General features: G+C 63.5%; 24 protein-coding genes. 8 read left to right on the top strand and 16 right to left on the bottom strand.

Annotated features, from left to right (window positions below):
- Positions 1-32: 32 nt before the first annotated feature.
- The 4 genes from FQP90_RS01485 (at position 33) to FQP90_RS01470 (ending at position 4517) form a co-directional block, all read left to right on the top strand.
- The gene (locus FQP90_RS01485) at positions 33-635 is read left to right on the top strand and encodes a DUF1349 domain-containing protein (RefSeq protein WP_144647972.1); all 603 of its coding nucleotides are present in this window, start codon (positions 33-35) and stop codon (positions 633-635) included.
- Positions 636-710: 75 nt separating this feature from the next.
- Positions 711-2945: an McrB family protein gene (locus FQP90_RS01480; protein ID WP_144647971.1), complete on the top strand. Its 2235-nt coding sequence runs from the start codon at positions 711-713 to the stop codon at positions 2943-2945.
- A 73-nt stretch (positions 2946-3018) separates the two neighbouring features.
- The gene (locus tag FQP90_RS01475; RefSeq protein ID WP_144648077.1) at positions 3019-4227 is read left to right on the top strand and encodes a 5-methylcytosine restriction system specificity protein McrC; all 1209 of its coding nucleotides are present in this window, start codon (positions 3019-3021) and stop codon (positions 4225-4227) included.
- Between the two features lie 35 nt (positions 4228-4262).
- Complete coding sequence (locus FQP90_RS01470; protein ID WP_144647970.1) at positions 4263-4517, top strand: PLD nuclease N-terminal domain-containing protein; 255 nt, start codon at positions 4263-4265, stop codon at positions 4515-4517.
- A 3-nt stretch (positions 4518-4520) separates the two neighbouring features.
- On the opposite strand, the gene FQP90_RS01465 is transcribed toward FQP90_RS01470, so the two are convergent.
- Positions 4521-6191: a sensor histidine kinase gene (locus tag FQP90_RS01465; protein ID WP_144647969.1), complete on the bottom strand. Its 1671-nt coding sequence runs from the start codon at positions 6189-6191 to the stop codon at positions 4521-4523.
- Between the two features lie 99 nt (positions 6192-6290).
- Here FQP90_RS01465 and FQP90_RS01460 point away from each other — a divergent pair, with 99 nt between their 5' ends.
- Positions 6291-7028, top strand: coding sequence for a response regulator transcription factor (locus FQP90_RS01460; RefSeq protein WP_144647968.1), 738 nt, complete (start codon positions 6291-6293; stop codon positions 7026-7028).
- On the opposite strand, the gene fdxA is transcribed toward FQP90_RS01460, so the two are convergent.
- The 10 genes from fdxA to FQP90_RS01410 all read right to left on the bottom strand — a co-directional run bounded on the left by fdxA (position 7025) and on the right by FQP90_RS01410 (position 16621).
- Positions 7025-7309, bottom strand: a complete 285-nt coding sequence (gene fdxA, locus FQP90_RS01455) for a ferredoxin (protein WP_144647967.1) — start codon at positions 7307-7309, stop codon at positions 7025-7027. The genes FQP90_RS01460 and fdxA overlap by 4 nt on opposite strands.
- Before the next feature lie 6 nt (positions 7310-7315).
- A complete protein-coding gene (locus FQP90_RS01450) occupies positions 7316-8800 on the bottom strand; it encodes an aldehyde dehydrogenase family protein (protein ID WP_144647966.1) in 1485 nt (494 codons plus the stop codon).
- A gap of 26 nt (positions 8801-8826) precedes the next feature.
- The gene (locus FQP90_RS01445; RefSeq protein WP_144647965.1) at positions 8827-9630 is read right to left on the bottom strand and encodes an SDR family oxidoreductase; all 804 of its coding nucleotides are present in this window, start codon (positions 9628-9630) and stop codon (positions 8827-8829) included.
- On the bottom strand, positions 9630-10598 hold the full coding sequence (locus FQP90_RS01440; RefSeq protein ID WP_208759903.1) for a dihydrodipicolinate synthase family protein: 969 nt from the start codon (positions 10596-10598) through the stop codon (positions 9630-9632). Before FQP90_RS01440 ends, FQP90_RS01445 begins: the two co-directional genes overlap by 1 nt.
- Positions 10598-11404 (bottom strand): enoyl-CoA hydratase-related protein, encoded by an 807-nt coding sequence (locus tag FQP90_RS01435; RefSeq protein ID WP_144647963.1) that lies wholly within the window; start codon positions 11402-11404, stop codon positions 10598-10600. Before FQP90_RS01435 ends, FQP90_RS01440 begins: the two co-directional genes overlap by 1 nt.
- A complete protein-coding gene (locus tag FQP90_RS01430) occupies positions 11401-12669 on the bottom strand; it encodes a CaiB/BaiF CoA transferase family protein (protein ID WP_144647962.1) in 1269 nt (422 codons plus the stop codon). The genes FQP90_RS01435 and FQP90_RS01430 overlap by 4 nt, the downstream gene beginning before the upstream one ends.
- On the bottom strand, positions 12666-14048 hold the full coding sequence (locus FQP90_RS01425) for an FAD-dependent oxidoreductase (protein ID WP_144647960.1): 1383 nt from the start codon (positions 14046-14048) through the stop codon (positions 12666-12668). Before FQP90_RS01425 ends, FQP90_RS01430 begins: the two co-directional genes overlap by 4 nt.
- Positions 14049-14057: 9 nt before the next feature.
- Complete coding sequence (locus tag FQP90_RS01420) at positions 14058-15386, bottom strand: MFS transporter (protein WP_144647958.1); 1329 nt, start codon at positions 15384-15386, stop codon at positions 14058-14060.
- Positions 15387-15550: 164 nt separating this feature from the next.
- The gene (locus FQP90_RS01415; protein WP_018777107.1) at positions 15551-16150 is read right to left on the bottom strand and encodes a helix-turn-helix domain-containing protein; all 600 of its coding nucleotides are present in this window, start codon (positions 16148-16150) and stop codon (positions 15551-15553) included.
- A gap of 90 nt (positions 16151-16240) precedes the next feature.
- Positions 16241-16621, bottom strand: a complete 381-nt coding sequence (locus tag FQP90_RS01410; RefSeq protein ID WP_144647957.1) for an Hpt domain-containing protein — start codon at positions 16619-16621, stop codon at positions 16241-16243.
- A gap of 205 nt (positions 16622-16826) precedes the next feature.
- On the opposite strand from FQP90_RS01410, the gene FQP90_RS23215 reads away from it, so the two are divergent.
- Entirely contained in the window at positions 16827-16994 is a 168-nt protein-coding gene (locus tag FQP90_RS23215; protein ID WP_167510391.1) for a hypothetical protein, read from the top strand.
- On the opposite strand, the gene FQP90_RS01405 is transcribed toward FQP90_RS23215, so the two are convergent.
- Genes FQP90_RS01405 through bioB form a run of 3 tightly spaced genes read right to left on the bottom strand, consistent with a single transcriptional unit; the run spans position 16958 to position 18746 of the window.
- Positions 16958-17443 carry a very short patch repair endonuclease gene (locus FQP90_RS01405; RefSeq protein ID WP_144647955.1) on the bottom strand — a complete coding sequence of 162 codons (486 nt, stop codon included), beginning with the start codon at positions 17441-17443 and terminating at the stop codon, positions 16958-16960. The genes FQP90_RS23215 and FQP90_RS01405 overlap by 37 nt on opposite strands.
- Before the next feature lie 41 nt (positions 17444-17484).
- Positions 17485-17709, bottom strand: coding sequence for a biotin synthase auxiliary protein BsaP (bsaP, locus tag FQP90_RS23965; protein ID WP_144648076.1), 225 nt, complete (start codon positions 17707-17709; stop codon positions 17485-17487).
- Positions 17710-17711: 2 nt separating this feature from the next.
- Complete coding sequence (gene bioB / locus FQP90_RS01395) at positions 17712-18746, bottom strand: biotin synthase BioB (RefSeq protein ID WP_144647953.1); 1035 nt, start codon at positions 18744-18746, stop codon at positions 17712-17714.
- 195 nt (positions 18747-18941) lie between these two features.
- Here bioB and FQP90_RS01390 point away from each other — a divergent pair, with 195 nt between their 5' ends.
- Positions 18942-20669 carry a purine-cytosine permease family protein gene (locus tag FQP90_RS01390; protein ID WP_144647951.1) on the top strand — a complete coding sequence of 576 codons (1728 nt, stop codon included), beginning with the start codon at positions 18942-18944 and terminating at the stop codon, positions 20667-20669.
- Positions 20670-20751: 82 nt separating this feature from the next.
- Here FQP90_RS01390 and FQP90_RS01385 read toward each other — a convergent pair whose 3' ends face one another.
- On the bottom strand, positions 20752-20937 hold the full coding sequence (locus FQP90_RS01385) for a CsbD family protein (RefSeq protein WP_018777112.1): 186 nt from the start codon (positions 20935-20937) through the stop codon (positions 20752-20754).
- Positions 20938-21059: 122 nt separating this feature from the next.
- Here FQP90_RS01385 and FQP90_RS01380 point away from each other — a divergent pair, with 122 nt between their 5' ends.
- A complete protein-coding gene (locus FQP90_RS01380; RefSeq protein WP_144647949.1) occupies positions 21060-22004 on the top strand; it encodes an SDR family oxidoreductase in 945 nt (314 codons plus the stop codon).
- A gap of 15 nt (positions 22005-22019) precedes the next feature.
- On the opposite strand, the gene FQP90_RS01375 is transcribed toward FQP90_RS01380, so the two are convergent.
- Positions 22020-23195, bottom strand: coding sequence for a zinc-dependent alcohol dehydrogenase (locus tag FQP90_RS01375; protein ID WP_144647947.1), 1176 nt, complete (start codon positions 23193-23195; stop codon positions 22020-22022).
- Between the last annotated feature and the right edge of the window lie 196 nt (positions 23196-23391).

The raw sequence follows: 23391 nt of genomic DNA, 5'->3' as shown, positions 1-23391 counted from the left end.
GGACGAGTAAGCGACGACGAACGGAGCACGGATTGATTCCCGACATAGCAGGACTCCCGCCTTTGGAGTGGACGGCGTCCCCCGGTCACGCGAGCTATGACAACGCCGAGGGAACCCTGACGCTCACGGCAGCGCCCGGCGTCGATTGGACCAATGACTCCCTCGGTGGAGAACCGCAGCACGGGGCCACGGCGCTGGGCTTCCGCGCTCCAGCGGCTTTCTCGCTCTCGGCCCGGGTTCTGGTGGCCTCACCACGGACAACGTTCGACGCCGGTGTGTTGACTTTGTGGGCGGACAGCGAGCACTGGGCCAAACTGTGCTTTGAGTACTCGCCGCAGGGGGAGGCCATGGTGGTCAGCGTGGTGACCAACCAGTATTCCGACGATGCGAACGGACCCGTGTGGACTGCGCCCTGGGTCTACCTGCGCGTGAGCAGGGTGGGTTCCGCGTGGGCGTTCCACTCGTCCGCCGACGGCCGGGAATGGTCCTTCGTCCGCTTGTTCAGGTTGGCTACGGAGAAGCCGGTGCACGTAGGTTTCATGTCGCAGGCGCCCATGGGGCAGAGCTGCGAAGCCCGGTTCGACACCATCGAATTGAAGGACGAACCTCCGGCCGACTTGCGCGATGGCAGCTAGGCCGGGACGGTCTCCGCAGAGCAGCGGAGCTGTGGATATTCAGATGCTTAGGTAAGCCAAACAAGGTAAGTTGGCATGGTGACCCCCTCCGTGAAGCCTGCCATTGACCGCGCCCCCGGAATTTCCAAGGAGATCGAGGACGCGGCCTGGTATGTGCTCGGTCCGGCGTTGCAGGGGAGACCTTCGGTGCTGGACGGCAGGACACTGACGTGGACCGCGGATGCCGCCGGTGAGCTGCTCGAGAGGCTCGACCGCGGGGTGGAAGACTCCAAGGCTCCCATGATGACCAACCTGCGGCAGAACCTGGACGGAGCGTCCCGGGAAGCCAAGCTGCTTGCTGTGGAGTTGCTGTTCCTGCAGTCGCTGCCGCTCGCACATGAGGTCAAGTCCCTTAGGGTGAAGCGCGCCCGTGTGGCCGAGGCGGCGTCCTGGGTTGAGCCATCCATTGAGCTCCCGGAAGAACTCTACGAGGGCATGACGGACCATGGAGTGATCCGCGACCGAACCGCCGAATTCAACTGGACCATCTGGGACCACTTGAAGTGGCTGTGCCGCTTTGTGGTCCATGTGGACAGCCAAAGCACCGCCACCATCAGCCACGCGCTCGCGGACCCCCTGATGTTCCACGAACTCGCCGCAGGTACTCCCGAGGACCAGCCCGCCCTGCGCCGCAGCATCGAATACTTGGTGTGGCCCAGCTACTTCGAGCCCGTAGTGGCAGACGTTGAACGCCAAGAGATCCGGGATGCTTTTGCTTCGCTCGTGGGCGGAGCCAAGGGCGACTCGGACGAGGACATCACCGCGGACATCCACCGCATCCGCCTCCATTTGGATGAGCAAGCCGGGCAGCGCATCGACTGGTACGCCCGGCAGTTGGTGAGCCAATGGCGCAAGGTGGGTGATCCTGGTCGCCGCTCATGGCTGCTGCGCACTCATCACGACAATGCGGACCTCCTGGCGGCCTGGGTCGCCGAAGAGAAAGCCACGCTTGATGTGGAGCACCTGCGCACGCTCACCGCCGGCGTCACTGCGGGCGTCGTCCAGCATGCGGTGGACGAGGATTACAAGCACCTTGGCTATGTGGAACGCGAAGACACCAAGACAGCCGTCTTTGCCTTCCTCACCGTGATGAAGCCCGGGGACCTCACGCTGTACCAGCACGCCGGGCGCGTCCGGGTGGGCGTGGTCCTCGGCGAGCCCGAACACCACGAGGACAACCGCCGCATCCGCCGCAAGGTCCGTTGGTTCGATGACAGCTACGCCATCCCCGAGCTTCCCCGCCACGCCCAGCGCCAGTTGTCCACGCCCGGCATCCTCGTGGATGTCACCAGGGTCATCCAGGCCTTGCAGGAACTGCTCCCGGTGGAAGCCGAAACCGACGGCGACGACGAAGCGCCGCCCACCGCCGTCGTCGAGGTTGTCCAGCAGGGCTTCCGCCCGCTAACGGAGGAGTTCGCAGCATCCCTCCACATGGACCTTGAGCCACTCAAGGAGATCGCGGAACTGCTCGAAGAGAACCGGCAGCTGGTCCTTTACGGCCCGCCAGGAACCGGTAAGACGTACCTCGCCAAGCACCTCGCCGCAGAGCTCGCCGGTGACCACACCGACGAACGCGTGAAGCTGGTGCAGTTCCACCCGTCCTACGCCTATGAGGACTTCTTTGAAGGCTACCGGCCGGACAAGACCGACGACGGACAGGTCTCCTTCAAGCTCGTCGCCGGACCGTTGCGCCGGCTCGCCGAGGAAGCGGCAAAGCCCGAAAACTCGCACAAGCCGTACTTCCTGATCATCGACGAAATGAACCGCGCCAACCTGGCCAAGGTCTTCGGTGAGCTGTACTTCCTGCTGGAATACCGCGACGACCGCATCTACCTGCAGTACAGCCCCAACGAGCCGTTCAGCCTGCCGGACAACCTCTACATCATCGGGACCATGAACACGGCAGACCGTTCCATCGCCATGATGGACGCCGCCATCCGGCGCCGTTTCGCGTTCATCGAACTGCACCCCAACGTGGAGCCGGTCCGTGGTTCACTGCGCCGCTTCCTCGAAGCACGCGGGCTGGACACGCTCAATGCCGATCTCCTGGATGCGCTCAACGCCGCAATCGACGATTGGGACCGGGACCTCATGATCGGGCCGTCCTACTTCATGAAGAACGCAGCCCAGAACCCCACCGGGTTGCGCCGGATCTGGAAGTACGAGCTCATGCCGTTGCTGGAGGAGCACTACCACGGGCAGCTGAACCGCGCCCAGTTGGAGGAACGCTTCGGCCTGGACCAGTTGCTGGGACGTCTTGCGGCCCGCTAACGCCATCCCGCCGAAGCCTGGCAGGGCGCCTGCCAGCGCCGGCCGGGCCACCGCGGGTCCCCGGCACATCGTCATGGACGAGCTCTCCGGCGGTGTGGTGGACAAGCTCGATCCCGAGTCGGCGGCGTTCATCAACTCCAGCGGCCTGGCCAAGGCGTCGCCCATGGGCATGGGCCTTTACCGGATTGAACCCGTAGGCAAAGTGGGCTCGGTGCGCACTGCCTCAGTGCAACTGGAGGTCCGGCCCAAGGACAGGCTTGGGCTCAGCCGCCTTCTCTTCCTGCTGAGCTACGCCGGGGATCAGGGCTTCCGGGACCATTCCGTGGAGGCCGTGGAGCATCCGGATCTGTGGAGCGCACTGGCGGAGTCGCTGGCCCAGTTGGCGGACAGGGCCCTCAGCCGAGGCGTCCTGCAGGGCTACCTCACGGTGGAGGAGTCGTTGCGCACCGTCAAAGGCCGCATCCGCATCTCGGACCAGATCTCACGCCGTCCCGGCATGATGGTGCCGTTGGAGGTGTCCTACGACGAATTCACGGAGGACATTGCCGAGAACCGAATCCTTCGGGCTGCCCTGGAACGGATGGGGCAGGTGCCAGGTGTTCGGCCGGACGTGCTGAGCCGCTTGCGGCAGCTGAAGGGAAAGCTCGACGCCGTCACCCGCCTTCAGTCCGGAGCGCCGCTGCCGCCGTGGCGGGCCAGCCGGATGAACCTCAGGTACCACGCCGTGTTGCGGCTGGCCGAAGTCATCCTCCGCAACGCTTCCGCGGAAGCCGGAATGGGGAAACAGCAGACCGCTTCCTTCGTGGTGGACATGGGGCAGGTTTTCGAAGAATTCGTGGGCACCGCGTTGCGCAGCGCCATGGCTGCCCACCCCGGGGAGATGCGGCTCCAGTATGGCGCGCTGCTCAATGAGGCCGTCCATGACTCGGACCGCCTCACCGTCCGTCCCGACGCCGTCCACTTCCTGGGCGGTCGGCCCGTGGTGGTCTATGACTCCAAGTACAAAGCAGCTTCCGACGCCGGCGCCTCGCTGAGTGCCGACCACTACCAGTTGCTGGCGTACTGCACGGCGCTCCGGGTCCCCACCGCTTGGTTGGTGTACGCCGGTTCGGGGGACGTGAAGTTGCGGCGCATCCTCAACACAGACATAGACATCGTGGAGTATCCGCTGGACCTGTCCCTGCCGCCGTCGGAAATCCTCGCAGCAGTGGCGGACCTTGCAGAGCAATCGTGGGGTGAAGTAGTTCGCCAAGCTGTGGCGGGTCGCGCGGCGTCGGACTAGCCTGAGACATACACCATTCGCTGATTGGAGGCATCATGGCCCGCAAGAAGACATGGCGCGATATGGGGAAAGGCCAGCGCATCTCAGTCATGGTCAGCGGCGTGATGAACCTGGCGTTGCTGGTGGCTGCCCAGCGCAGCATCGCCAAGACCCCGGACTCGAACATCAGGGGCAAGAAAGCAGTGTGGCGCGCGGTCTCGTTCATCAACTTCTTCGGCCCCGTCAGCTATTTCCTGTTCGGCCGCCGTCGGGACGCCGTCACGCCCACACCGGCAAGCCAACAACGCTGAACTTCAAGCGGGCATCTTCACCGTAAAGGTGGTGCCTCGCCCGGGTTCGCTCTCCAGCGTGATGGTGCCACCGTGGGCTTCGACGATTGCCTTGCTGATGGGCAGCCCCAGGCCCACACCGGGAATGGTGCTGTTGCGCACTCCGCCGGCGCGGAAGAACTTGGTGAAGGCCTCTGCCTGTTCTTCCTCGTTCATGCCCATGCCCGTGTCCGTGACCCGGCAGAACACAAAGTCCTGGTCCTCCCAGGCAGCTACTTCCACGTCCCCGCCGTCCGGGGAGTACTTGATCGCGTTGGACACCAGGTTGTCCAGGACCTGCGCAATGCGGGATGAGTCCACGTGCGCTTCCAGAGCATCGGGAAGGTCCATGGAGAGCCGGATGCCGGCTTTGGCTGCGCGGGGTTCGGCGGAGGTAACGCTGCCGCGTACCAGCTCTGCCACGTCCACGGCATGCGGCTGGATGGCGATCTGTCCCGAACGCACGGCCAGGAGGTCGGAGACCAGGGTGAGCAGGCGTTCGGCATTGCGCCTGACGATGTCCAGCTGCTCGCGTGACCGGCCGTCAAGGACGTCGGGATCGTCGAGGATGAGCTCGACGTAGCCCAGGATGGACGTCAACGGCGTGCGGAACTCGTGGGAGACGTTGGCTACGAAATCATCCTTGGCAGCCAACGCGTTCACCAGGTCCGTGACGTCACTGAACACCACCACGGAGCCGGCGAACTTTCCGGCATCGTCCACCATGGGCCTGGCGCTGGTGGTGAAGGCGCGCTGCTCCGGTCCTGCGCCGAGCCACACGAGCTGGTCGGTGAACCGTTCTCCCAAGACGGCACGCCGCACGGGCCGACGGTCCGCAGGCAAGGGGGTGGTCCTGTCCGTGTCGAAAACCAGCAGCTGGGATTCGTTGGGGTCGTCGTTGTCCGGGGGAGTGGCCAAAGTATGGGTCTGGCGCTGGCGCCGGTTCATGAGGATGTCATGCCCCTCGCCGTCGACGGCCACTACACCCAGCGGCAGGGCCTCCATGACAGTGTTCAGGAGTCGCTCCTGTTTGGTGCTGACGTCCAGTGCTTCCTTGAGGGCCTCGTCCTTTTGCTCCAAGGCTCGCTGCTGGCGGACCATGCTTAGGGTCAGGACGCTGACGGAAACGCCGATGCCCAGAATAAGTATGGGGAAGAGCAGGGGCTTGGTGAGGGCCTGTTCCGTGACGGCGCCCCCGAGGAAGAGCGGAACCCAGACGATGCCCAGCGGGCCCAGGAAGGACATGGCGATGGCCAGCCTCGGATACAGCCCCGACGCGCACAACCAGATGACAGGCAGGACCACCAGGACACTGAGGCCCGTGAGTGCCTCCTGACCTCCTTCCCGTCCGAAACCGATCGAGACCATGTCCAGTATGGGAATGACCAGGAAGCTGGCGAAGGGCAGCCGGTGCCACGGCACAACAATGCACACCGCCAACAAAAAAGCCTGACTCAGAAGGAAGATCAGGAACAAAGGATTTTCGAGCGTGGCCGGGAAAAACAGCCACACCAGAATGGCCGAAAGACAAACACACACGGACAACGGCAGTTGGCTGAGGACAACACGCATTCTCAAGGTATGTTCGTGGAACGAGCGCTGAAAGACCAACAGTTTCTTCTTGTCACCAATATCCCAAGTGGAGGGGTGGGTCATGGCAAAACCACCACGGATGCAGAAGAAAGTCGGTTCATGAGATCAGCCTAACCATAATGGATATACTTCTGAGGTTATCGAAGGGGCTGAGGGGCAGCGATGAGTGAAGTACGTGTGGGGCTGGTCATTGAAGATGACCAGGATATTCGCGAGCTGGTAAGGGTGGTTCTTTCCCAAGCGGGGTTCGACGTCCATACTGCGTCCACGGGATCCGCAGGCGTAACGTCGGCGCGCGAACTGAATCCGGACGTTATTACTTTGGACCTCGGCCTTCCGGACATCGACGGTTTTGAAGTAGCCCGCCAAATCCGTAAATCCTCGGACGCCTACATCATCATGTTGACGGCACGCGCCGAAGAGCTCGACACCCTCATGGGCCTTGAAGCCGGTGGTGACGATTACCTCACCAAGCCGTTCAGGCCGCGCGAGCTGCGCGCCCGTGTTGAGGCCATGATGCGGAGGCCCCGCACGTCGTCGGACTCCAAGAGCGTCGCGGAAGAAGTGGATCCTGAGGTGAGCCACAACGGCCTTGCCGTCTCTGCGGGTTCACGTACTGCTGTCCTGAACGGAACCGAACTGAAGCTCACCCGGACCGAATTCGACCTCCTGTTGGCCCTGCTGGAAACCGGGCGGATCGTCCGGACCAAGGCCGACCTCGCCCGCCGCCTCCGCAATGAACCGTACGACGTCGGCAGTTACGTCAGTGACGCGGACGAGCGTGCCGTTGAGGTACACATGGGGAACCTGCGCAAGAAGCTCGGCGACAGCATCCAGGCACCACGATGGCTGGAGACAGTTCGCGGCGTGGGATACCGGCTGGCCCCCTCCAACAACTAGCCAACCCGCAAGGGTTCGGCCGCGACCACAGGATGGTCGCGGGCCGAATCCTCGAAGAACTCCGCGTTCGCCCGCACGTAGTCTGCCCACTCGTCCGGGACGTCGTCCGCGTAGTAGATCGCCTCGACAGGACACACGGGATCGCACGCGCCGCAGTCCACGCACTCCGATGGGTGGATATAGAGCGAGCGTTCGCCCTCGTAGATGCAATCCACCGGGCATTCGTCAATGCACGCCTTGTCTTTGACATCCACGCAGGGCTGGGCGATCACGTAGCTCATGGCGTGCTAAATACCCGTGTATACGGTTTTGCCCCACGTGAAGAAGTCCAAGGCGGACCGTCCTTGTTCGCGGAACGTGTTGGTGGAGGAGTCCTTCACGCCGCCGAACGGGACGTTAAGGTCCAGACCCGCCGTGGGACGGTTGACCTTCACCACGCCGGCCTGTGCTCGGGCGGCAAAGTCCGTTGCGAGGGCCAGCGAGTCCGTGCAGATGCCGGCGGTGAGGCCGTAGCGGGAATCGTTGATGGCAGCGAGGCCTGCTTCATAGTCGGGCACCTCAAGCACGGCGACTACCGGCCCGAAGATCTCCTCCGTCACGGCCGCGTCATCAAACGGCAGGTCGGTGAGAATCGCCGCCGGGAAGAACAGCGGGCCGCTGGGATCGCCGTCGACATTACCGTGCAGCAGCGTCGCACCGCGTTCGACGGCGGTCCGCACCGCAGCCTGGTCCTGCTCGAACTGCTGCCTGCTCACCACGGCGCCCATACGGACAGCGGGATCAAGGCCATACCCGGTGGTGTAGGCCGCAGCCTCTTCGGTGAGCGCCTGAAGGAACGCTGCACGAATGCCCGGGGTGACGTACACACGGGAGGTCGCCGTGCAGGCTTGGCCGGTCAGTCCGAAAGCACCCGCAGCGACTACCTGCGCGGCGTTGCGGGCGTCGGCGTCATCGAGGACCAGGACGCCGTTCTTGCCACCCATTTCCAGTTGGACGCGGGCACGGCGGGCATTGAGGATGTCCTGCAGCCCAAGGCCCACGTTGGTGGAACCGGTGAAGGACAGCCCTGCGATGCGGGCGTCGCGGGCCAGGGCGTCGCCCACCACGCGGCCCTTGCCGTGCACGACGTTGAATACGCCCGCGGGCAACCCGGCATCCTGGAGGGCGCGCGCCAAGTGTGTCGCGGACAACGGGGTCAGCTCGGCAGGTTTGATGACTACCGCGTTCCCGCTGATCAGGGCCGGAGCGGTCTTCCATGCCGGGATGGCGATGGGGAAGTTCCACGGCGTAATCAGGCCCACCACGCCCAATGCCTCACGGCGAGTGGTGATGGTGGTGTCCGGCAGGCCGCTGGGCAGTACCTCACCGGTAGCAGCCCAGCCGAGGGAGCCGAAGAAGCGCAGCACGTCCGAGGCACGCTTGACCTCGCCCTTGGCCTCAGCCAGGGTTTTGCCTTCTTCGCGGACCAAGTCCTCGGCGATGGCAGTCTGGCGTTCCATGAGCAGGTTGCCGGCCGCTATGAGGATGGCGCCGCGGGACGGTGCGGGGAGGGTCGCCCACGCTGGCTGTGCTGCTGCCGCGGCGGTAATGGCCGCGTCAACGTCATCGGCTGTGCCGCTGGGGGAGAGGGCCGCGGCTTCGCCTGGCCGCGCCGGGTTCATCCGCTGGGTGTCCGGTTCACCGAGCCATTCGCCGTTGATGAGGTGTTGGGCAGTGATGTCCTGCTGGGAGGTGAGGCTCTTCGCTTCGGGGGCAAGGGCTGTGAACGTCATCGTTTTCCTTTGAAGAATAGTGGGGGCTAGAGGCTGCGGATCAGGCCGCCGTCGCACCTGAGTGCGACGCCAGTGATGTACGACGCCGGGGCACTGCACAGGAAGGCGGCAGCGGCACCGAACTCGGCGGGTTCACCATAGCGGCGGGCAGGGATGGTCTTGCGCGATTCGAGCCGGATCTCTTCGGCCGTGGTGCCGCGCCGCTTGGCGGCGGCGTGATCCAGCTGGGCAACGCGGTCCGTCGCGATCCGGCCGGGGAGGAGCAGGTTCACGGTCACTTCGTCCAAGGCCACCTCGGCGGCGAGTGTCTTGAGGTAACCGGCCAAGGCGGCGCGACCGGTATTGGACACGGCCAGGTTGGGCAGTGGGGCTGTGACGCCGCTGGATCCGATGGCGAGGATGCGGCCCCAGCGCCTTTCCCTCATCCCGGGCAAGGTGTGGGAGACCAGCGCATGGTGGGGCTTGACCAGAAGGTCAAAGGCCGCAGCGATGTCGTCGGCGCTCAGTGTCGCGGCCGCACCCGGTTTGGGCCCGGGACCGTTGAGGACGAGGATGTCAATGGGTCCAAGGTCCGCTACGGTCTGGTCGACGGCGGATTCGATGCCCTCGTCCGTGGTGAGGTCGGCTTCGATGGCGATGGCGTCGAAACCTGTAGCGCTGGTTCCATAAGCAGCCTGCAATTCAGCCACGATTTCCTTGGCACGGTCCCGACGTCGGCCGACGATGGCCACCCGTACGCCTTCGGCCGCCAAAGCGCGGGCCACGGCCAAGCCCAGCCCACCCGTGGAAGCGGCTACCAAGGCTGTCTTTCCGGAGATTCCCAGATCCATCAGAAGCTCCCCACTGTGGTCTTCGCGGCATCGAGTGCCGCGGCGGCTTCGCGAAGGTGCGTGCCCATGCTGTTGCGGAGGCCTTCAGGGAAGCCTGCCGCGGGTGCCCGGACCCCGGAGTCCTTGATGAGGCCACGTTCGCGAAGGCATTCCTTGCGGATGGCCAACGCCACCTTGGCCTGCTGCTCGAAATTGATCAACGGCAGGTACGGAAGCAACTCGCGGTGGGCGGCCTCGTAGCCGTCCTCCTGCCACGCCTGAACACAGGCGATGAGTGCCTCCGGATAGGAGAAACCGGTCATGGCTCCCGCCGCGCCGGCCATGAGTTCGTCCAGCAGCCCCTGCCCGCCCAGGCCGCCGAAGATCGAAACCTCGACGGCGGCACTCAGTTCCGCGATCGCCACGCTGGTGGGCGGTGCTTCGGCCTTGACGGCAATAACGTACTCGCAGGCGTTCACCACTGAGATCAGGGCCTTGGTGGGGATGCTGACGCCACTGGCCAGCGGGTAGTCCTGCAAGACGACCTTGGCTCCGGTGGCGCGGTGGATGGCGTCCAGATGGGCGATCACCGTCTCTTGCTTGGCCGAGTTGGCCTGCACCATCACAGCTGCGAGCCTGGTTTCGGCCACGTCCTGTGCTGCGAGGACTTCTTCGATGGCCGGCCGGGTGGCCAGGGCGGTCACACCCACCACCAGCGGAAGGGAGGTGCACTCGACGACGGTTTCCAAGACCTGGCGGCGTTCCTCCACCGTCAAGGCGGCTGCTTCCCCGAAGACGCCCAAGACCGTGAGCCCGGTGGCCCCGATGGCTTGGTAATGTTCCACGAGCTCCGACAAGCTGTCCAGGTCCACATCCAATGTGCTGCCCTGGAACGGCGTGGCAACAACGCCCCACACGCCGGGGGCCAGGGATTCGCGCGCAGCAGTCTGCGTCACCGGTATCTCCTTCTGATCGTTCGTGTCTTGCATCAGCGGCCAGGCCAGACCGGCGGACGCTTTTCCTGGAAAGCCCGGACGCCTTCGGCTGAGTCCTCGCTGTCCAGGGCCGCCATCAGGGCGGGGAGGCGCAGCCCGCGAGCTTCCTTGGCCGTGAGATGGGTGGTCTGGGTGACCATCTGCTTCACGGCCCGGACTGACGTGGGGGCGCAGGCGAGGATCTGGTCCACCCAGCGCTGCACCGCGGCGTCGAGCTCTTCAGCGGGAACTACCTCGTTGACCAAGCCCATGGACCGCATCTCGGCAGCGTCCGCTTTTCGGCCGGTCAGCAACATGCCCATGGCCTGTGTGTAGGGGATCCGCCGCACCAACTGGTGGATGCCGCCGTCGAGCGCCAATCGCCCAACCCGGGGCTCGGTCAGGCCGAACTTCGCGGTATCGGCCGCCACCACGATGTCTGCGCCGAGCACCATCTCCATGCCGCCGCCCAGGGCGTAGCCGTTGACACGGGCGATCACGGGGACATCCAGTGTGGTGCGAAGGCTCAGGCCGCCAAAGCCGTTGGGATCCAGGCCCGCCCAGTATTCCAACCCGGTCTTGTCCACGGCTGCCGCGGACATGTCCGCGCCCACCGAGAAAGCACGTGAACCGGCACCGGTAATAACCACGGCACGGACTGAAGAATCGCCCTCCAGCTGGTCCCAGGTCTCATTGAGCTTGGCCTGGGCGGTGGCGTCCACGGCGTTGAGCACGTGCTGGCGGTCGATGACCACCGTTGCCACGTGGTTCTCGATAGTGAGGGTGACGGCGTCAACGCGCTCCTCAACCGAGGCGGTCATCGGAGGACTCCCAATTGCTGCAGGCGTTCGATGGTGTCCGCATCGAAGCCGTTCTCCAACAGGACCTCCACGTTATGCTCGCCAAGGCGGGGCGCGGCACGGCGGATCGTCGGAGGGGTCGCCGAGAGCCGGATGGGGGCGTTCAGCATGCGGACCGTACCCACGGAGGGGTGTTCCGCTTCCACGATCATGCCGTTGGCCTCCGTCTGTGCATCAGCAAGTGCCTGCTCCAGGGTGTGCACGGGAGCATTGAGCAGCCCCTGCTCCTCGAGCTGGTGAGTCCAGTATTCGGTGGAGTTGGTGGCGATGCGCTCGCGGAAGATCGCCTGCAAGGCGGGCTTGTTCTTGAACTGCTGCTCGAGGCTTGAGAACTCGGGACGCCGTGTCAGGTCTTCGTCCAGTCCCAGCGCGTCGGAGATCCTGGCCAGCGGGTCCGGGGTGAAACCGCCCACCATGCACACGGCGCCGTCGGTGGTTTCGAAGACGCCGCTCAGGGGCATGGCGCCCCAGTTGACCTCGTAGCCCCGGTTGAGCTGCATGCAGGCCTCCTGCATTTGCAGGTGCAGCATGGAGTCGTACATGGTCACTTCCACCTTTTGGCCGGTGCCTGACGTCTCCCGGGTTCGCAGCGCCAGCAGGATGCCCTGCATGAGGTGCATGCCGGTGATGTAGTCGCACAGTGTGGTGGGGTAGATGGCCGGTTTGGTGTCCTCGGACTCGCGGCGCCACATCACCCCTGAGTAGGCCTGGGCGATCGCGTCCTGGCCGCCCTTGTGCGAGTACGGTCCAGCGGGTCCGAAGCCGGTACCGGAGGCCCAGATGATGCCGGGGTTGGTGGCCTTGAGTTCCTCGTAGCCGAAGCCCATGCGTTCCATGACGCCGGAGCGGAAGTTGCTGACAACCACATCCGCGCCAGCCATGAGCCGGTGCAGCACCCCGCGGCCTTCTTCGGTGCGGGTATCCACGGAGACGCTGCGTTTGTTCCGGTTGATGGACAGGAAGATCGGGTTGTCCTGGCCGTCCTGGTCCGGGAACGAGTTGCGAGAAATGTCTCCGGCGCCTGGGCGTTCCACCTTGATGATGTCCGCGCCGTAATCGCCCAGCAGTTGCGTGCAGGACGGGCCCATGAACACCTGTGTGAAGTCCACGATCTTGATCCCGTCCAGAGGGAGCGGGGTAGTTGCCGGGGCAGCCGCGGCGAGTGCCGCCGTCGTGTTTTCCGTTGCCTGTTCCAGGGCCTCGGTATCCAAAGTCACGGTGCTCATGCCGGCACCGCTGCGGTCGCGTCGACGGTGGCGTTCGACGACGGGACGTCGCCCGGGTCTGCACTGTGGCGGCGCATGCCTAGCTGGATGTCCGCTGCCGCGACGTCGCGGACCAGGACGTTGTTCTCGACGGCGAGTGCTGCCGCCACGCCGACGGCTTGGCCCATGGCCATGCAAGGCGGAATTTCACGGGACATCTTCTGCGCCTCCGGTGTTGCGGAGTAGTGGCGGCCGGCCACCAGGAGCTGGTCCACTTCCTTGGGCAGCAGCGAGCGGTACGGGTAGTAGTAATCGCGGCCGCGGGCCACGGTGTCCTCGAAGTGGCGGCGCTGCGTGACATCGTCCTTGGTCATGACGTACTCGCCCTGCAGGAGGCGGGTCTGGCGGACACCCATCTGGGAGGCGACGTCCAGCATGTAGCAGTTTTCGAAACCGGGGAGGTTGGCGCGGACGTAGTCCACGGCCTCGGAGATGCGGTCCCGGGCGGCGAATTCCGCAGCCGTCATGTCGGCGGGGTCGACGCCGTCGAAGCCTGACATGTGCGGGGCGTTGCACCAGACCACGCCGTCGATGGGGGTCTTGAGCCACCACAGTTCCCAGGCACCGCCGAGGAGACGCTTGATCTTGCGGTTGATGGCCCGGGCTTCCTTGGGGTTGGCCTGCTCGAAGGCTTCTGCGGCTTTGGTGTCTACGTTGCCCAGGCGGAAGACCAGCGTGGTGAGGTAGTTGTCCTTGGCGTAGCTGGCGCCGGCACGGGAAGCGACGTCGATGTCGCCGGTGGTGTCGATGACGACGTCGGCCATGAAAGCCTGCGGGCCAAGTTTTGTTTCGCAGATGACGCCCTTGATCACGCCGTTGTCCACGATGGGACGGGAGAACCAGGAGTGCAGGCGCAGGTCCACGCCGGCTTCGCGGACGAGGTCGTTGGACACTCGCTTCCAGCCGTCGGGATCGAACGCTGCGGCGTAGCAGATGGGCTTGGGGTTGGTGTGGGAGTGGAAGTCGAAGGTGCCGTAGCGGCCCCACTTGTTCCAGAGTTCCTCGGAGGTCCTCCGGTCATCGGCGGGCGGAACGATGGCCAGGCCCAGCTTCTGCAGGCGTTCCACATACTCGGAGACGATGCCGGTGACGGTGATTTCCTGGCCGTTGATCATGTCGTCGAGCACCAGGACCATGCCGCCGGAGGCAAGGCCACCCAAGGAGGAGTAGCGCTCCAGGAGCGTGACCTTGGCGCCTGAGCGGGCTGCGGTGACGGCGGCGGCGACGCCTGCGGGGCCACCACCAACCACCAGGACATCGGAACGGGAGATGACCGGGGCAGTGAGGTCCGCCGTCGAAGTGCTGAGTTCAATGGATGTGCTGTGTTCAAGCGTGTTCATGGGGAGTCCTTACTTTCCGACGAAGATGCCGTTGGAGCGGCGTGCGGCGAGGTAGAAAACGATGCTGAGGATGGAGAGGACGGCCACGTAGACCGGGAAGACCCAGGTGAGGTTCAAGGATTGGAACCAGACCAGTAGGTAGGAGGCCGTGCCGCCGAAGAGGGCGACGCCGATTCCGTAGCCAAGGGCCACTCCGGTGCCGCGGATGTTCTTGGGCATCAGGGATGAGCTGACCACGTTGTAGAGGGTCATGTTCAGGACCAGGACAATGGAGCCACCCAAGAGGACTGCGGCGAAGCCACCGATGCCTGGCTGGACGTACATCAGCATGAGGAACACGGACGGGATGGCCAGGATGCGGGTGACCAAGAACCATTTGGACATCGCCTTGCCGTCGGCCAGCTTGCCGATGATCCAGCTGCCCACCACCAGGATGACGCCCAGGATGGTGGTAAGCGCGAAGACGGCGGTGGGATCTTCCTTGAAACCGCTGCGGGCTGCGCTGGGGAGGCCAACGTTCCAGGCGTAGTTGTAGGCCTGTGCTGCTCCCACCACGAAGATGATGGCGAGGACGGACAGCCAGTGCTTTCCGACCCCCTTCCAGACTGCGCGGGGAGTGTTGCTGGCCATTTCCTCTTGTTTGAGGGTTTCGGGCAGGGAACGCCTGAGGTAGAGCACCACGAAGCCGAACAGGGCGCCGATGATGAACGGAACACGCCAGCCCCACTCGGCCATCGCTGCACCGCCAAGGACCAGGCTGCACAGGAAACTGATCAGCGAGGCGAGCAGGATGCCGATGTTCACATAGAAGGACATGATGCCTGCCACGTAGCCTTCGCGGCCTTCCGGTGCCAGTTCCACGGCGTGGGAGGTGGAGAGCGGAGCTTCGATGCCCGTTGAAATTCCCTGCAGGACGCGGCACACCAGGAGGATGATGCCAGCCGCAGGGCCGATGGTGGCGTAACTCGGGGTGATGGCAATGATGAGGGTGGTGCCGGCCATCAGCATGATGGAGAGGAGCATGACCCGCCGCCGACCGATCCGGTCGGCCAGGGTTCCCAGGAGGATGCCGCCCAAGGGACGGAATGCGAATCCGACGGCGAACACCGCCAGGGCGTTCAGCGTGGCTGAGAGGGGATCGGTGTTGGGGAAGAAGTTGGGCCCGATGAAGGCGGACAGGAGGCCGAAGACCATCCAGTCGTACCATTCCAGGGCGTTGCCGAGGCCCAGGCCTAGGAGGCCTTTCCGGACTTCGGGAGTGAATTTTGCGTTCTTTTGGGGCGATGCTTGGGTTTTGGGTGACGGGACTACGCTGTCCGTCGTTTGTGTGTCGAGCATGGAAGTGTCCTTACGCTGACGCCCCGGAGGGCGTGGGAGGGTATGACGCAGCAACGCCTGGTTGAGGAGGCGTTTGATGCGAAAGTGGCAAGGAGTGTCGGCGGCCACGGTGTCGTGTCCGGACAGTTAAGGGAAAACGCTGGCGCCGTACGGGGGCGGCAGGATTACCACGCGTGTGGTGCGTTGACCCAGATGGCTACGCATACCTCTTCGTAGCTGTTCTTGTACCAGTGCGGGATCTCTGAGGAGTAGGTGATGGAGTCGCCCTCTTCGAGGCTGTAGCAGACGCCGTTCAAGTAGACGTCTTTACGGCCGGAGATGATGTAGCAGAACTCTTCACCGCTGTGCGTAAAAGGGGTGTCGCTGGTGTCATGCCCTGGGGGCGTGCTGATCCATTGTGCTTCGATGCTGCCATCGCGGTTGGGGGTCAGCAGTTCATGTACTGCCTCGCCCACGGACTCGCGGGTGACGTTCTTCAGGTTGCGTCGATCGGATCTGCGGACCACGGGGGACTTTGATTCATCCTGGCCAATGAAGAATCGCCCTACGGGGATGTCCAGGCCGTGGGCCAGCTGGGCCAACGTGGTGAAGGAAGGGTTGGCCATGCCGCGTTCGATCTGGCTGACGATCGCCTGGCTGAGGCCGGTGATGTCCGAGAGCTGGGCAAGGGTCATGCCCTTTGCCTTGCGCATGGTGCGCACCTTGTTTCCGACAGTCGCCAGCAGTTCGCTGGTGGCTGGTGGAGCAGGAGTCTCGGTGGTCATTGCCGCATCCTTCGTTGGTGAGCTAACTCACACAACTATAGTGAAGATCTTTAGCGAGTCAATGGTTTCTCTTCAATAAGGTGAAGAAATTTAGAGGATCGGTGTTTCCAGTTCCGAAATCGTGCCGAACACAAACTGGTCGATCTCCACCACCTGGGGCCTGAGCTCATCCAGATGGTCCGCGTTGGGAAGGAGCCGGATGCTGATCTCCAGCTCCGTAGCGCGGCGGTTCATGCAGACAGCCCCTACCATTTGGCTCGATGTCTTCAGGCTCAACACTGCGTCCATGGCGTCTTCCATGTCCAAGTTTTCCAAGGCCCGATGCAGCCGGGACACTCGCCACGGCAGCAAGGCTACATAGTTTCGGACGAAGGCACAGATAATGGCTTGGTCGCCCCCAAGCTCGGCCTGGAGTTCGGTGAGGACGGTGCGATCCACCAGGGCATCGGTGCATTCGTCATACTCAGACACCAAACCCCTCCCGCCTCCAAACAATAGATTCACGATTCAACATTAGGACCCGTGGAACTACGCAAGCACCAGAAACCCAAAGCTTGATCCAATCTTGAGCGGACTCAGAGGGAGTCTTGATGGCCCGCCCTGAAAGTAGTGAAGAGCAGGTTGGGGATCACTGATCTGGGGGATGTCAGGCTTGAACCAAGGAGCGGAAAACAGTATGAACAGTGGTGCTCGCCCATCACCGGGCCTTATGGTCATCATCGTCGTCTGCATGGCAGTGCTGCTGGGAATCGGTGGGACAGCTGCCGTCGCGCTGTGGGAACAGGGCAGCCACAGCGCCGGCGTCGATCAGCCCGTCGAGTCTGCCGCAACGTCCGCGCCGTAACCGGCGCTCGCCCCAATACCCGCCTCAAGAAACGCCGTTAGTCTTTCTTCGAGCATCGACCGGTCCTTGAGTTCGCACTCCCATACCGTCAGCACCTCCCAGCCCGCAGCGCGCAGTTGCTCCCGCTGGAGCGCGTCCCGCTCGCGGGTGCGGCTTCTCTTGGCCTCCCAGAACTCCGCGTTGGCTGATGGAGCATTCCTGCCGACTCTGCAGTCGTGGAAGTGCCAGAAACAGCCGTTGACGAAGATGACCTTCTGCCTGCCGGCAAACACCAGGTCCGGCCGGCCGGGCAGCTTGGTACCGCCTGACTGTCCGTGCAGGCGGTACCTGTAACCCTTGGCATGGAGGAGCTTACGGACCAGCAGTTCAGGCTTGGTGTTTTTGCCGCGGATTTTGGACATGTTGCGGCTGCGTTGCTCCTGCGTCAGCAGATCCCGGCTCTCGCCCATAAGACCACCCTACCCAGAGAGTTTTTGTACAGATGATGGCCTTATGGAGCGCTTTTAGGAGCATTATCTGTACAAAAACTCGTGAGGGGGTGGCGGGAACACTCGGCCGTCCACCCCAACGGCGTGACCTGGACTTTCATCCGCCTCCGGCACAGCGCGCAGTAGCGGGGCGGTTCCATCGCCAACTGCTGCCGACAGCTGTGGTGGGCGTCCGACGTCGGGCTGTCACCTCCGCAGTGTCCGCAATAGGCCGCCCCGGCTGCCATGGTCACAGCGATTTCTGGAATTCCTTGATGGGCATGTTCAGCTCCACCAGGAGGTTGAGGTCGGCATTGGCAGGGCGGCCGAGGGTGGTGAGGTAATTGCCAACGATGACGGCGTTGATTCCGCCCAGAAGGCCGTCGCGGGTGCCGAGATCGCCAAGTGTCAGTTCGCGACCGCCTGCGTAGCGGAGTACGGTGCGCGGCATGGCCAAGCGGAACGCGGCGATGGCGCGGAGGGCATCCTTGCCGTCCATGATTCCCTGGTTTTCCAGGGGCGTTCCCGGGCGTGGGTTGAGGAAGTTCAGTGGGACTTCGTGCGGTTCAAGGGTGGCGAGCTGAGCGGCCAGTTCTGCCCGTTGCGCCAACGACTCACCCATGCCGATCAGGGCGCCGCAGCACAGTTCCATCCCAGCAGCCTTGACCATGGCGCAGGTCTCGAGGCGTTCCTCATAGCTGTGCGTAGTGACGACCTCGGGGAAGTAGCTCCGGGCCGTTTCAAGGTTGTGGTTGTAGCGGTGAACGCCCCACTCAGCCAGCTGGTCCACCTGGCGCTGCGTGAGCATGCCCAGGGAACAGGCGATATTGATGTCCACTTCTTCGTTGATGCGGTCGATCGCGAACTTGATCTGGTTCATGAGCTTGATGTCGGGGCCACGGACTGCCGCGACGATGCAAAATTCCGTGGCACCCGTGGCTGCTGTTTCCTTGGCTGCCTTCACCAGTTCTGGGATATCGAGCCAGACACCGCGGACGGGGGAGTCGAACAGGCCGGATTGGCTGCAGAAGTGGCAGTCCTCAGGGCATCCGCCGGTCTTGATGGAGATGATGCCTTCCACCTCCACGTCCTCGCCGCAGTGCTTGAGGCGAACCTCGTGGGCGAGTTGCAGGGCCGCGGGGATGGCGTCGTCCGGGAGTTCCAGGATCTCGAGGAGCTGGCCTTCGTCCAGGCCCTCGCCGTGTTCCAGAACCTGCTCCCGGGCGGTGTCGAGGATGGCGTAGGCAGTACTTTCCCGGGTTGCCCGGGGTGCTTGGGTGGTCATGTCCTTGACGGTATCCGTGCTGGTGGCGGGCAATTTTGTGGGGTGCGCACAAACGGGGGCGCTGGATTTTGGTGGCGCGTGGGTGGGGGCGGCTGGTGCAGAAGTTACAGCTGTGAAACACGGACGTGACGGAATTGACGCGCTGCGTGACTAGCGTCGTGGGCGAGGCAAAGACCGCGACGAAAGCGACAACGAATGAGTGACGTAGAGACGAGTACCGCAACGCTGGAGCCGACGACGGCGGCCGGCACCGCCGTCGGAATCGGTGCCTCCGGTGTACCACCGGAAGGCAACGCCGACGCCATGAGTGCCGCGAAGGAGAGCCTGGAGGACTACACCCTCCGGTTCGCGCCGCGCTCGTACCGGAAGTGGAGCGCCGGCGTGGTGGCCACCAGCGCCTTGGGAGGCATCGCCTACCTGGCCGACTTCTCCATCGGCGCGAACATCGGCATTGCCTATGGAACTGTGAATGCGATTTTCGGCATCATCGTGGCAGCGGTGATCATCTTCGCGACGGGCTTTCCACTGGCGTACTACGCCGCCCGGTACAACATCGACCTCGACCTGATCACCCGAGGCTCGGGGTTTGGCTACTACGGCTCGGTGGTCACCAACATTATTTTCGCCACCTTCACGTTCATCTTCTTCGCCCTGGAGGGCTCCATCATGGCCCAGGGCCTGCAGCTGGGCCTCGGCATTCCGCAGTGGATTGGCTATGCCGTATCCACCATCATCATCATTCCGCTGGTGATCTACGGGATGAAGACGCTTGCCACGTTGCAGGTGTGGACCACACCCCTGTGGTTGCTGCTCATGGTGGTACCGGTGGGTTACCTGCTCCTGTCCCACCCCGAGAGCATCGACGCCTTCTTCGCGTTCACCGGTGCTTCCGGTGAGGGAGGCCCCAACCTGGCCTCGGTGATGCTGGCCGCAGGCGTGTGTTTGTCCCTGATGGCCCAGATCGCCGAGCAGATCGACTACCTGCGCTTCATGCCGCCCAAGACCGCCGACAACAAGGGCGCCTGGTGGCGTGCAGTGATCCTCGCCGGGCCGGGCTGGGTGATCTTCGGCGCCATCAAGCAGATCATCGGCCTGTTCATCGCGATCTACCTCATCGCCAAGCTTGATCCCGCAGCTGCTTCTTCAGCCAATGAGCCGGTCCACCAGTTCCTGGGCGTCTACGAAGAGATGATGCCCGCCTGGCTCGCCATGACGCTCGCGGTGGTGCTGGTGGTCATTTCGCAAATCAAGATCAACGTCACCAACGCCTACTCCGGATCGCTGGCCTGGACCAACTCCTTCACCCGCATCACCAAGACCTACCCGGGCCGCATGGTGTTCGTGGTGGTCAATCTGGTCATCGCGCTGATCCTCATGGAGTCGAACATGTTCGAGTTCCTCAACACCATCCTGGGCTTCTATGCCAACTGCGCCATGGCCTGGGTGGTCACGGTGGCTTCCGACATCGCGATCAACAAGTACCTGCTGAAAATCTCACCCAAGGTTCCAGAGTTTCGCCGCGGCATGCTGTACGCCGTGAACCCGGTGGGCTTCGTGTCCATGCTGGTTTCCGCGGGTGTTTCCATCGCCGTGTTCTTCGGAGCTTTCGGTAGCTCTGTCCAGCCGTTTTCGCCGATCTTCGCCGTGGGCCTGGCGCTGGTCCTGCCGCCCGTGTTGGCTCTGGCGACCAAGGGCCGTTACTACCTGCGGCGCACCGACGACGGCATCGACCTGCCAATGTTCGACGCCGACGGCAATCCCAGCGACGCTAAACTCCTCTGCCACGTCACCGGCCTGGAGTTCGAACGACCGGACATGCTCAGGTCAGGTCAGGACGGGCCCGACGGCGAACCTCAGTTCATCTCGTCCCTCGCCTTGTCAACGGACAAGTCGGGCGAGTTGGTCCTCCCGGCCCAGAAGTAGCCATTCGGTCGTATTGACGCAAACGCCCCGGCCTCCCTTGGGGGAGCCGGGGCATTGTGCTGTGTGGTTAGTGCTGTAGGGCTTACTTGTCGAAGGCGTCCTTGGCGGCATCCTTGACGTTCTCGCCGGCCTGCTTGGTCTTGGCGGCCGCTTGGTCAGCGACACCTTCGGCCTGCAGCTTCTCGTTATTGGTGGCGTCTCCCAAAGCTTCTTTCGCCTTGCCGGTGACTTCCTGGGCCTTGTTGCTGATCTTGTCTCCGAGTCCCATGGGATCTCCTTCGATGTAGTCCAACACTGACAATCGCTAGGCTATCGAGCAATTCTGGGTACTTCCTGAACGTCGGCAGTGCACTCGTTCCCGGCGATAATCAGGATGCTTAGACTGGGCCCATGGCCGAGGACGATCGCAACGAAGAAGCCGGGTTGACTACGGATCTTGACGAGGACATCGCCATGGCCCTGGCCACCAACGTGATCGTCGGCAGGGAAGAGCCGGAAGAACCAGACTCGGATCCGCCGGCAAACCCGCCGTCAGGGGAAATAGCTCCCCAGAGGCAGGGGGACCCAGGCTGGGCTGAGGCCGGGACACCCCATCCGGACCACGGTGAGCAAAGCTACGTGGGGCACCATCGGATGGTGGGGATGCGGACCCTGATCACCGGCGGGAACGGCGGAATCGGCAAGGCCGTAGCCATAGCCTTCGCCCGCGAGGGTGCGGATGTCGCCTTCACCTATCTGCCCGATGCGGAGCAGGATGCGGAGAACACGGTCCAACTGATCGAGGCCGCCGGCAGCAGGGCGCTGGCACTTCCGGGGGACGTGCAGGATGAAGAGTTCTGCCAGGAGGCAGTTGCCCAGACAGCGGAGGAATTCGGCGGCCTTAACGTCCTGGTGAATGCCGAAGGCCGGATGAACACCAGTACAGGATTCGAAGACCTCAGCACGGAACAATTCGACCAGACGGTCAAGACGAACCTTTACGCCCTGTTCTGGATCGTCAGGGCAGCCCTTCCGCATCTGAACCCCGGAGCGGCGATCATCAACACTTCATCCATCCAGGGCTACCATCCGAGTCCGGCGATGATCGACTACGCCGCCACCCAGGCCGCCATCAACAGCATGACGTTCTCCTTGGCAGAGTCGCTCGGGCCGAGGGGAATCCGGGTTAACGCCGTAGCCCCGGGCGCCGACCAGGGCGCCGCCCAGGACATCCCGCTGGGCCGGACTGGGCAGCCTGCGGACGTTGCGGCAGTGTTCGTGCTGCTGGCCAGCGAGGACGCCAGTTACATCTCCGGTTCCGTTGTGGGCGTCACCGGCGGCAAGCACCTTGCTTAGCCTGGCATGAGGGCATCAGGGCTTCAGGACCACCTTGATGCAGCCGTCCTGCTTCTTCTGGAATTTCTCGTAGAGCTCCGGGGCCTCGTCAAGGGATCCGGTGTGGGTGACCAACTGCATGACTCCCAGTGGATCGGCGTCGTCCTCTACCAAGGGCAGTAGCTGGTCAGTCCAGCTGCGCACGTTGCACTGGCCCATCCGCAACTGGATCTGCTTGTCGAACATGGTCATCAGGGGCATCGGGTCTGCTTGGCCGCCATAGACGCCACTGAGCGAGATCGTCCCACCGCGTCGCACCAGGTCAATGGCTGTGTGAAGCGCAGCGAGCCGATCGACGCTCATCGTCTCCATGGCCACCTGGGCCGGCTTATCGGGCAAGAGCGACACGGCTTTATGCAGGAAGGAAGCGACGGGCGAGCCGTGGGCTTCCATGCCCACCGCGTCCACCACGGAGTCCGGGCCCCGGCCCAAAGTTTCCTCGCGGATCTGGCCAGCCACGTCCGAGCTGTAGTCCAGGGTCTCAACTCCGTGCTTCTCGGCCATGGCCCTGCGCTCGGGAACAGGGTCAACGCCAATCACCCGGAAACCCTTGTGAACGCCAATCCTTGCGGCGAACTGGCCAACAGGTCCCAGTCCGAGCACAGCAAGGGTGCCGCCGTTCGGCACGTTCGCGTACTCCACGGCTTGCCAGGCCGTAGGAAGGATGTCCGAGAGGAACAGGTACCGCTCATCGGGTGCATCGGAATCGATCTTGATGGGGCCGTAGTCTCCGAACGGAACCCGCAAGTACTGGGCCTGGCCACCGGGAACTGAACCGTAGAGTTCCGAATAGCCAAAGAGCGCCGCCCCCGACCTCTTTGCCGTGACCTGGGTGGTTTCGCACTGCGACTGCAGGCCTTGGTTGCACATGTAGCAATGCCCACACGAAATGTTGAACGGAACCACCACGCGGTCGCCCTTCTTGAGCCGGTGGACTTCCGCGCCGATTTCCTCCACGATTCCCATGGGTTCGTGGCCAATGACATCGCCCTTATGCATGTAGGGGCCGAGTACTTCATAGAGATGCAGGTCCGACCCGCAAATAGCCGACGATGTGATCCTGACGATCACATCGGTTGGATCCTGGATGGTGGGATCGGGGACGTTTTCGACGCTTACCGAGCGCCGGCCTTGCCATGTCACGGCTTTCATACTGGTTCTCCCTGCGTTACGGCTGGGTTGTCCCGCGCTGCAGGAGACCCTCCCAGCGAAGCAGAGATGCCACCCCGGCACAAGGGCCACCGAGCCTCGACACTGCAGGCGCCCAAGCCTGGATTATGCCTCTGAGCGAAGAGCCGAACGAAGCCGACAACCAAAACCAGTAAGTAATCTGACCATTGGTGTTAAT

This window comes from Paenarthrobacter nitroguajacolicus, from assembly GCF_007786235.1.
GTDB lineage: Bacteria > Actinomycetota > Actinomycetes > Actinomycetales > Micrococcaceae > Arthrobacter > Arthrobacter nitroguajacolicus_A.
This window is presented reverse-complemented; position numbering and strand designations above follow the sequence as displayed.

What these genes read in the sequence shown, in the direction of transcription:
- FQP90_RS01480 (WP_144647971.1), top strand. Translation starts at nt 711, where the DNA reads ATGGTGACCCCCTCCGTGAAGCCTGCCATTGACCGCGCCCCCGGAATT.
- FQP90_RS01475 (WP_144648077.1), top strand. Translation starts at nt 3,019, where the DNA reads ATGGACGAGCTCTCCGGCGGTGTGGTGGACAAGCTCGATCCCGAGTCG.
- FQP90_RS01470 (WP_144647970.1), top strand. Translation starts at nt 4,263, where the DNA reads ATGGCCCGCAAGAAGACATGGCGCGATATGGGGAAAGGCCAGCGCATC.
- FQP90_RS01465 (WP_144647969.1), bottom strand. Translation starts at nt 6,191, where the DNA reads ATGACCCACCCCTCCACTTGGGATATTGGTGACAAGAAGAAACTGTTG.
- FQP90_RS01460 (WP_144647968.1), top strand. Translation starts at nt 6,291, where the DNA reads ATGAGTGAAGTACGTGTGGGGCTGGTCATTGAAGATGACCAGGATATT.
- fdxA (WP_144647967.1), bottom strand. Translation starts at nt 7,309, where the DNA reads ATGAGCTACGTGATCGCCCAGCCCTGCGTGGATGTCAAAGACAAGGCG.
- FQP90_RS01450 (WP_144647966.1), bottom strand. Translation starts at nt 8,800, where the DNA reads ATGACGTTCACAGCCCTTGCCCCCGAAGCGAAGAGCCTCACCTCCCAG.
- FQP90_RS01445 (WP_144647965.1), bottom strand. Translation starts at nt 9,630, where the DNA reads ATGGATCTGGGAATCTCCGGAAAGACAGCCTTGGTAGCCGCTTCCACG.
- FQP90_RS01440 (WP_208759903.1), bottom strand. Translation starts at nt 10,598, where the DNA reads ATGCAAGACACGAACGATCAGAAGGAGATACCGGTGACGCAGACTGCT.
- FQP90_RS01435 (WP_144647963.1), bottom strand. Translation starts at nt 11,404, where the DNA reads ATGACCGCCTCGGTTGAGGAGCGCGTTGACGCCGTCACCCTCACTATC.
- FQP90_RS01430 (WP_144647962.1), bottom strand. Translation starts at nt 12,669, where the DNA reads ATGAGCACCGTGACTTTGGATACCGAGGCCCTGGAACAGGCAACGGAA.
- FQP90_RS01425 (WP_144647960.1), bottom strand. Translation starts at nt 14,048, where the DNA reads ATGAACACGCTTGAACACAGCACATCCATTGAACTCAGCACTTCGACG.
- FQP90_RS01420 (WP_144647958.1), bottom strand. Translation starts at nt 15,386, where the DNA reads ATGCTCGACACACAAACGACGGACAGCGTAGTCCCGTCACCCAAAACC.
- FQP90_RS01415 (WP_018777107.1), bottom strand. Translation starts at nt 16,150, where the DNA reads ATGACCACCGAGACTCCTGCTCCACCAGCCACCAGCGAACTGCTGGCG.
- FQP90_RS23215 (WP_167510391.1), top strand. Translation starts at nt 16,827, where the DNA reads ATGAACAGTGGTGCTCGCCCATCACCGGGCCTTATGGTCATCATCGTC.
- FQP90_RS01405 (WP_144647955.1), bottom strand. Translation starts at nt 17,443, where the DNA reads ATGGGCGAGAGCCGGGATCTGCTGACGCAGGAGCAACGCAGCCGCAAC.
- bsaP (WP_144648076.1), bottom strand. Translation starts at nt 17,709, where the DNA reads ATGGCAGCCGGGGCGGCCTATTGCGGACACTGCGGAGGTGACAGCCCG.
- bioB (WP_144647953.1), bottom strand. Translation starts at nt 18,746, where the DNA reads ATGACCACCCAAGCACCCCGGGCAACCCGGGAAAGTACTGCCTACGCC.
- FQP90_RS01390 (WP_144647951.1), top strand. Translation starts at nt 18,942, where the DNA reads ATGAGTGACGTAGAGACGAGTACCGCAACGCTGGAGCCGACGACGGCG.
- FQP90_RS01385 (WP_018777112.1), bottom strand. Translation starts at nt 20,937, where the DNA reads ATGGGACTCGGAGACAAGATCAGCAACAAGGCCCAGGAAGTCACCGGC.
- FQP90_RS01380 (WP_144647949.1), top strand. Translation starts at nt 21,060, where the DNA reads ATGGCCGAGGACGATCGCAACGAAGAAGCCGGGTTGACTACGGATCTT.
- FQP90_RS01375 (WP_144647947.1), bottom strand. Translation starts at nt 23,195, where the DNA reads ATGAAAGCCGTGACATGGCAAGGCCGGCGCTCGGTAAGCGTCGAAAAC.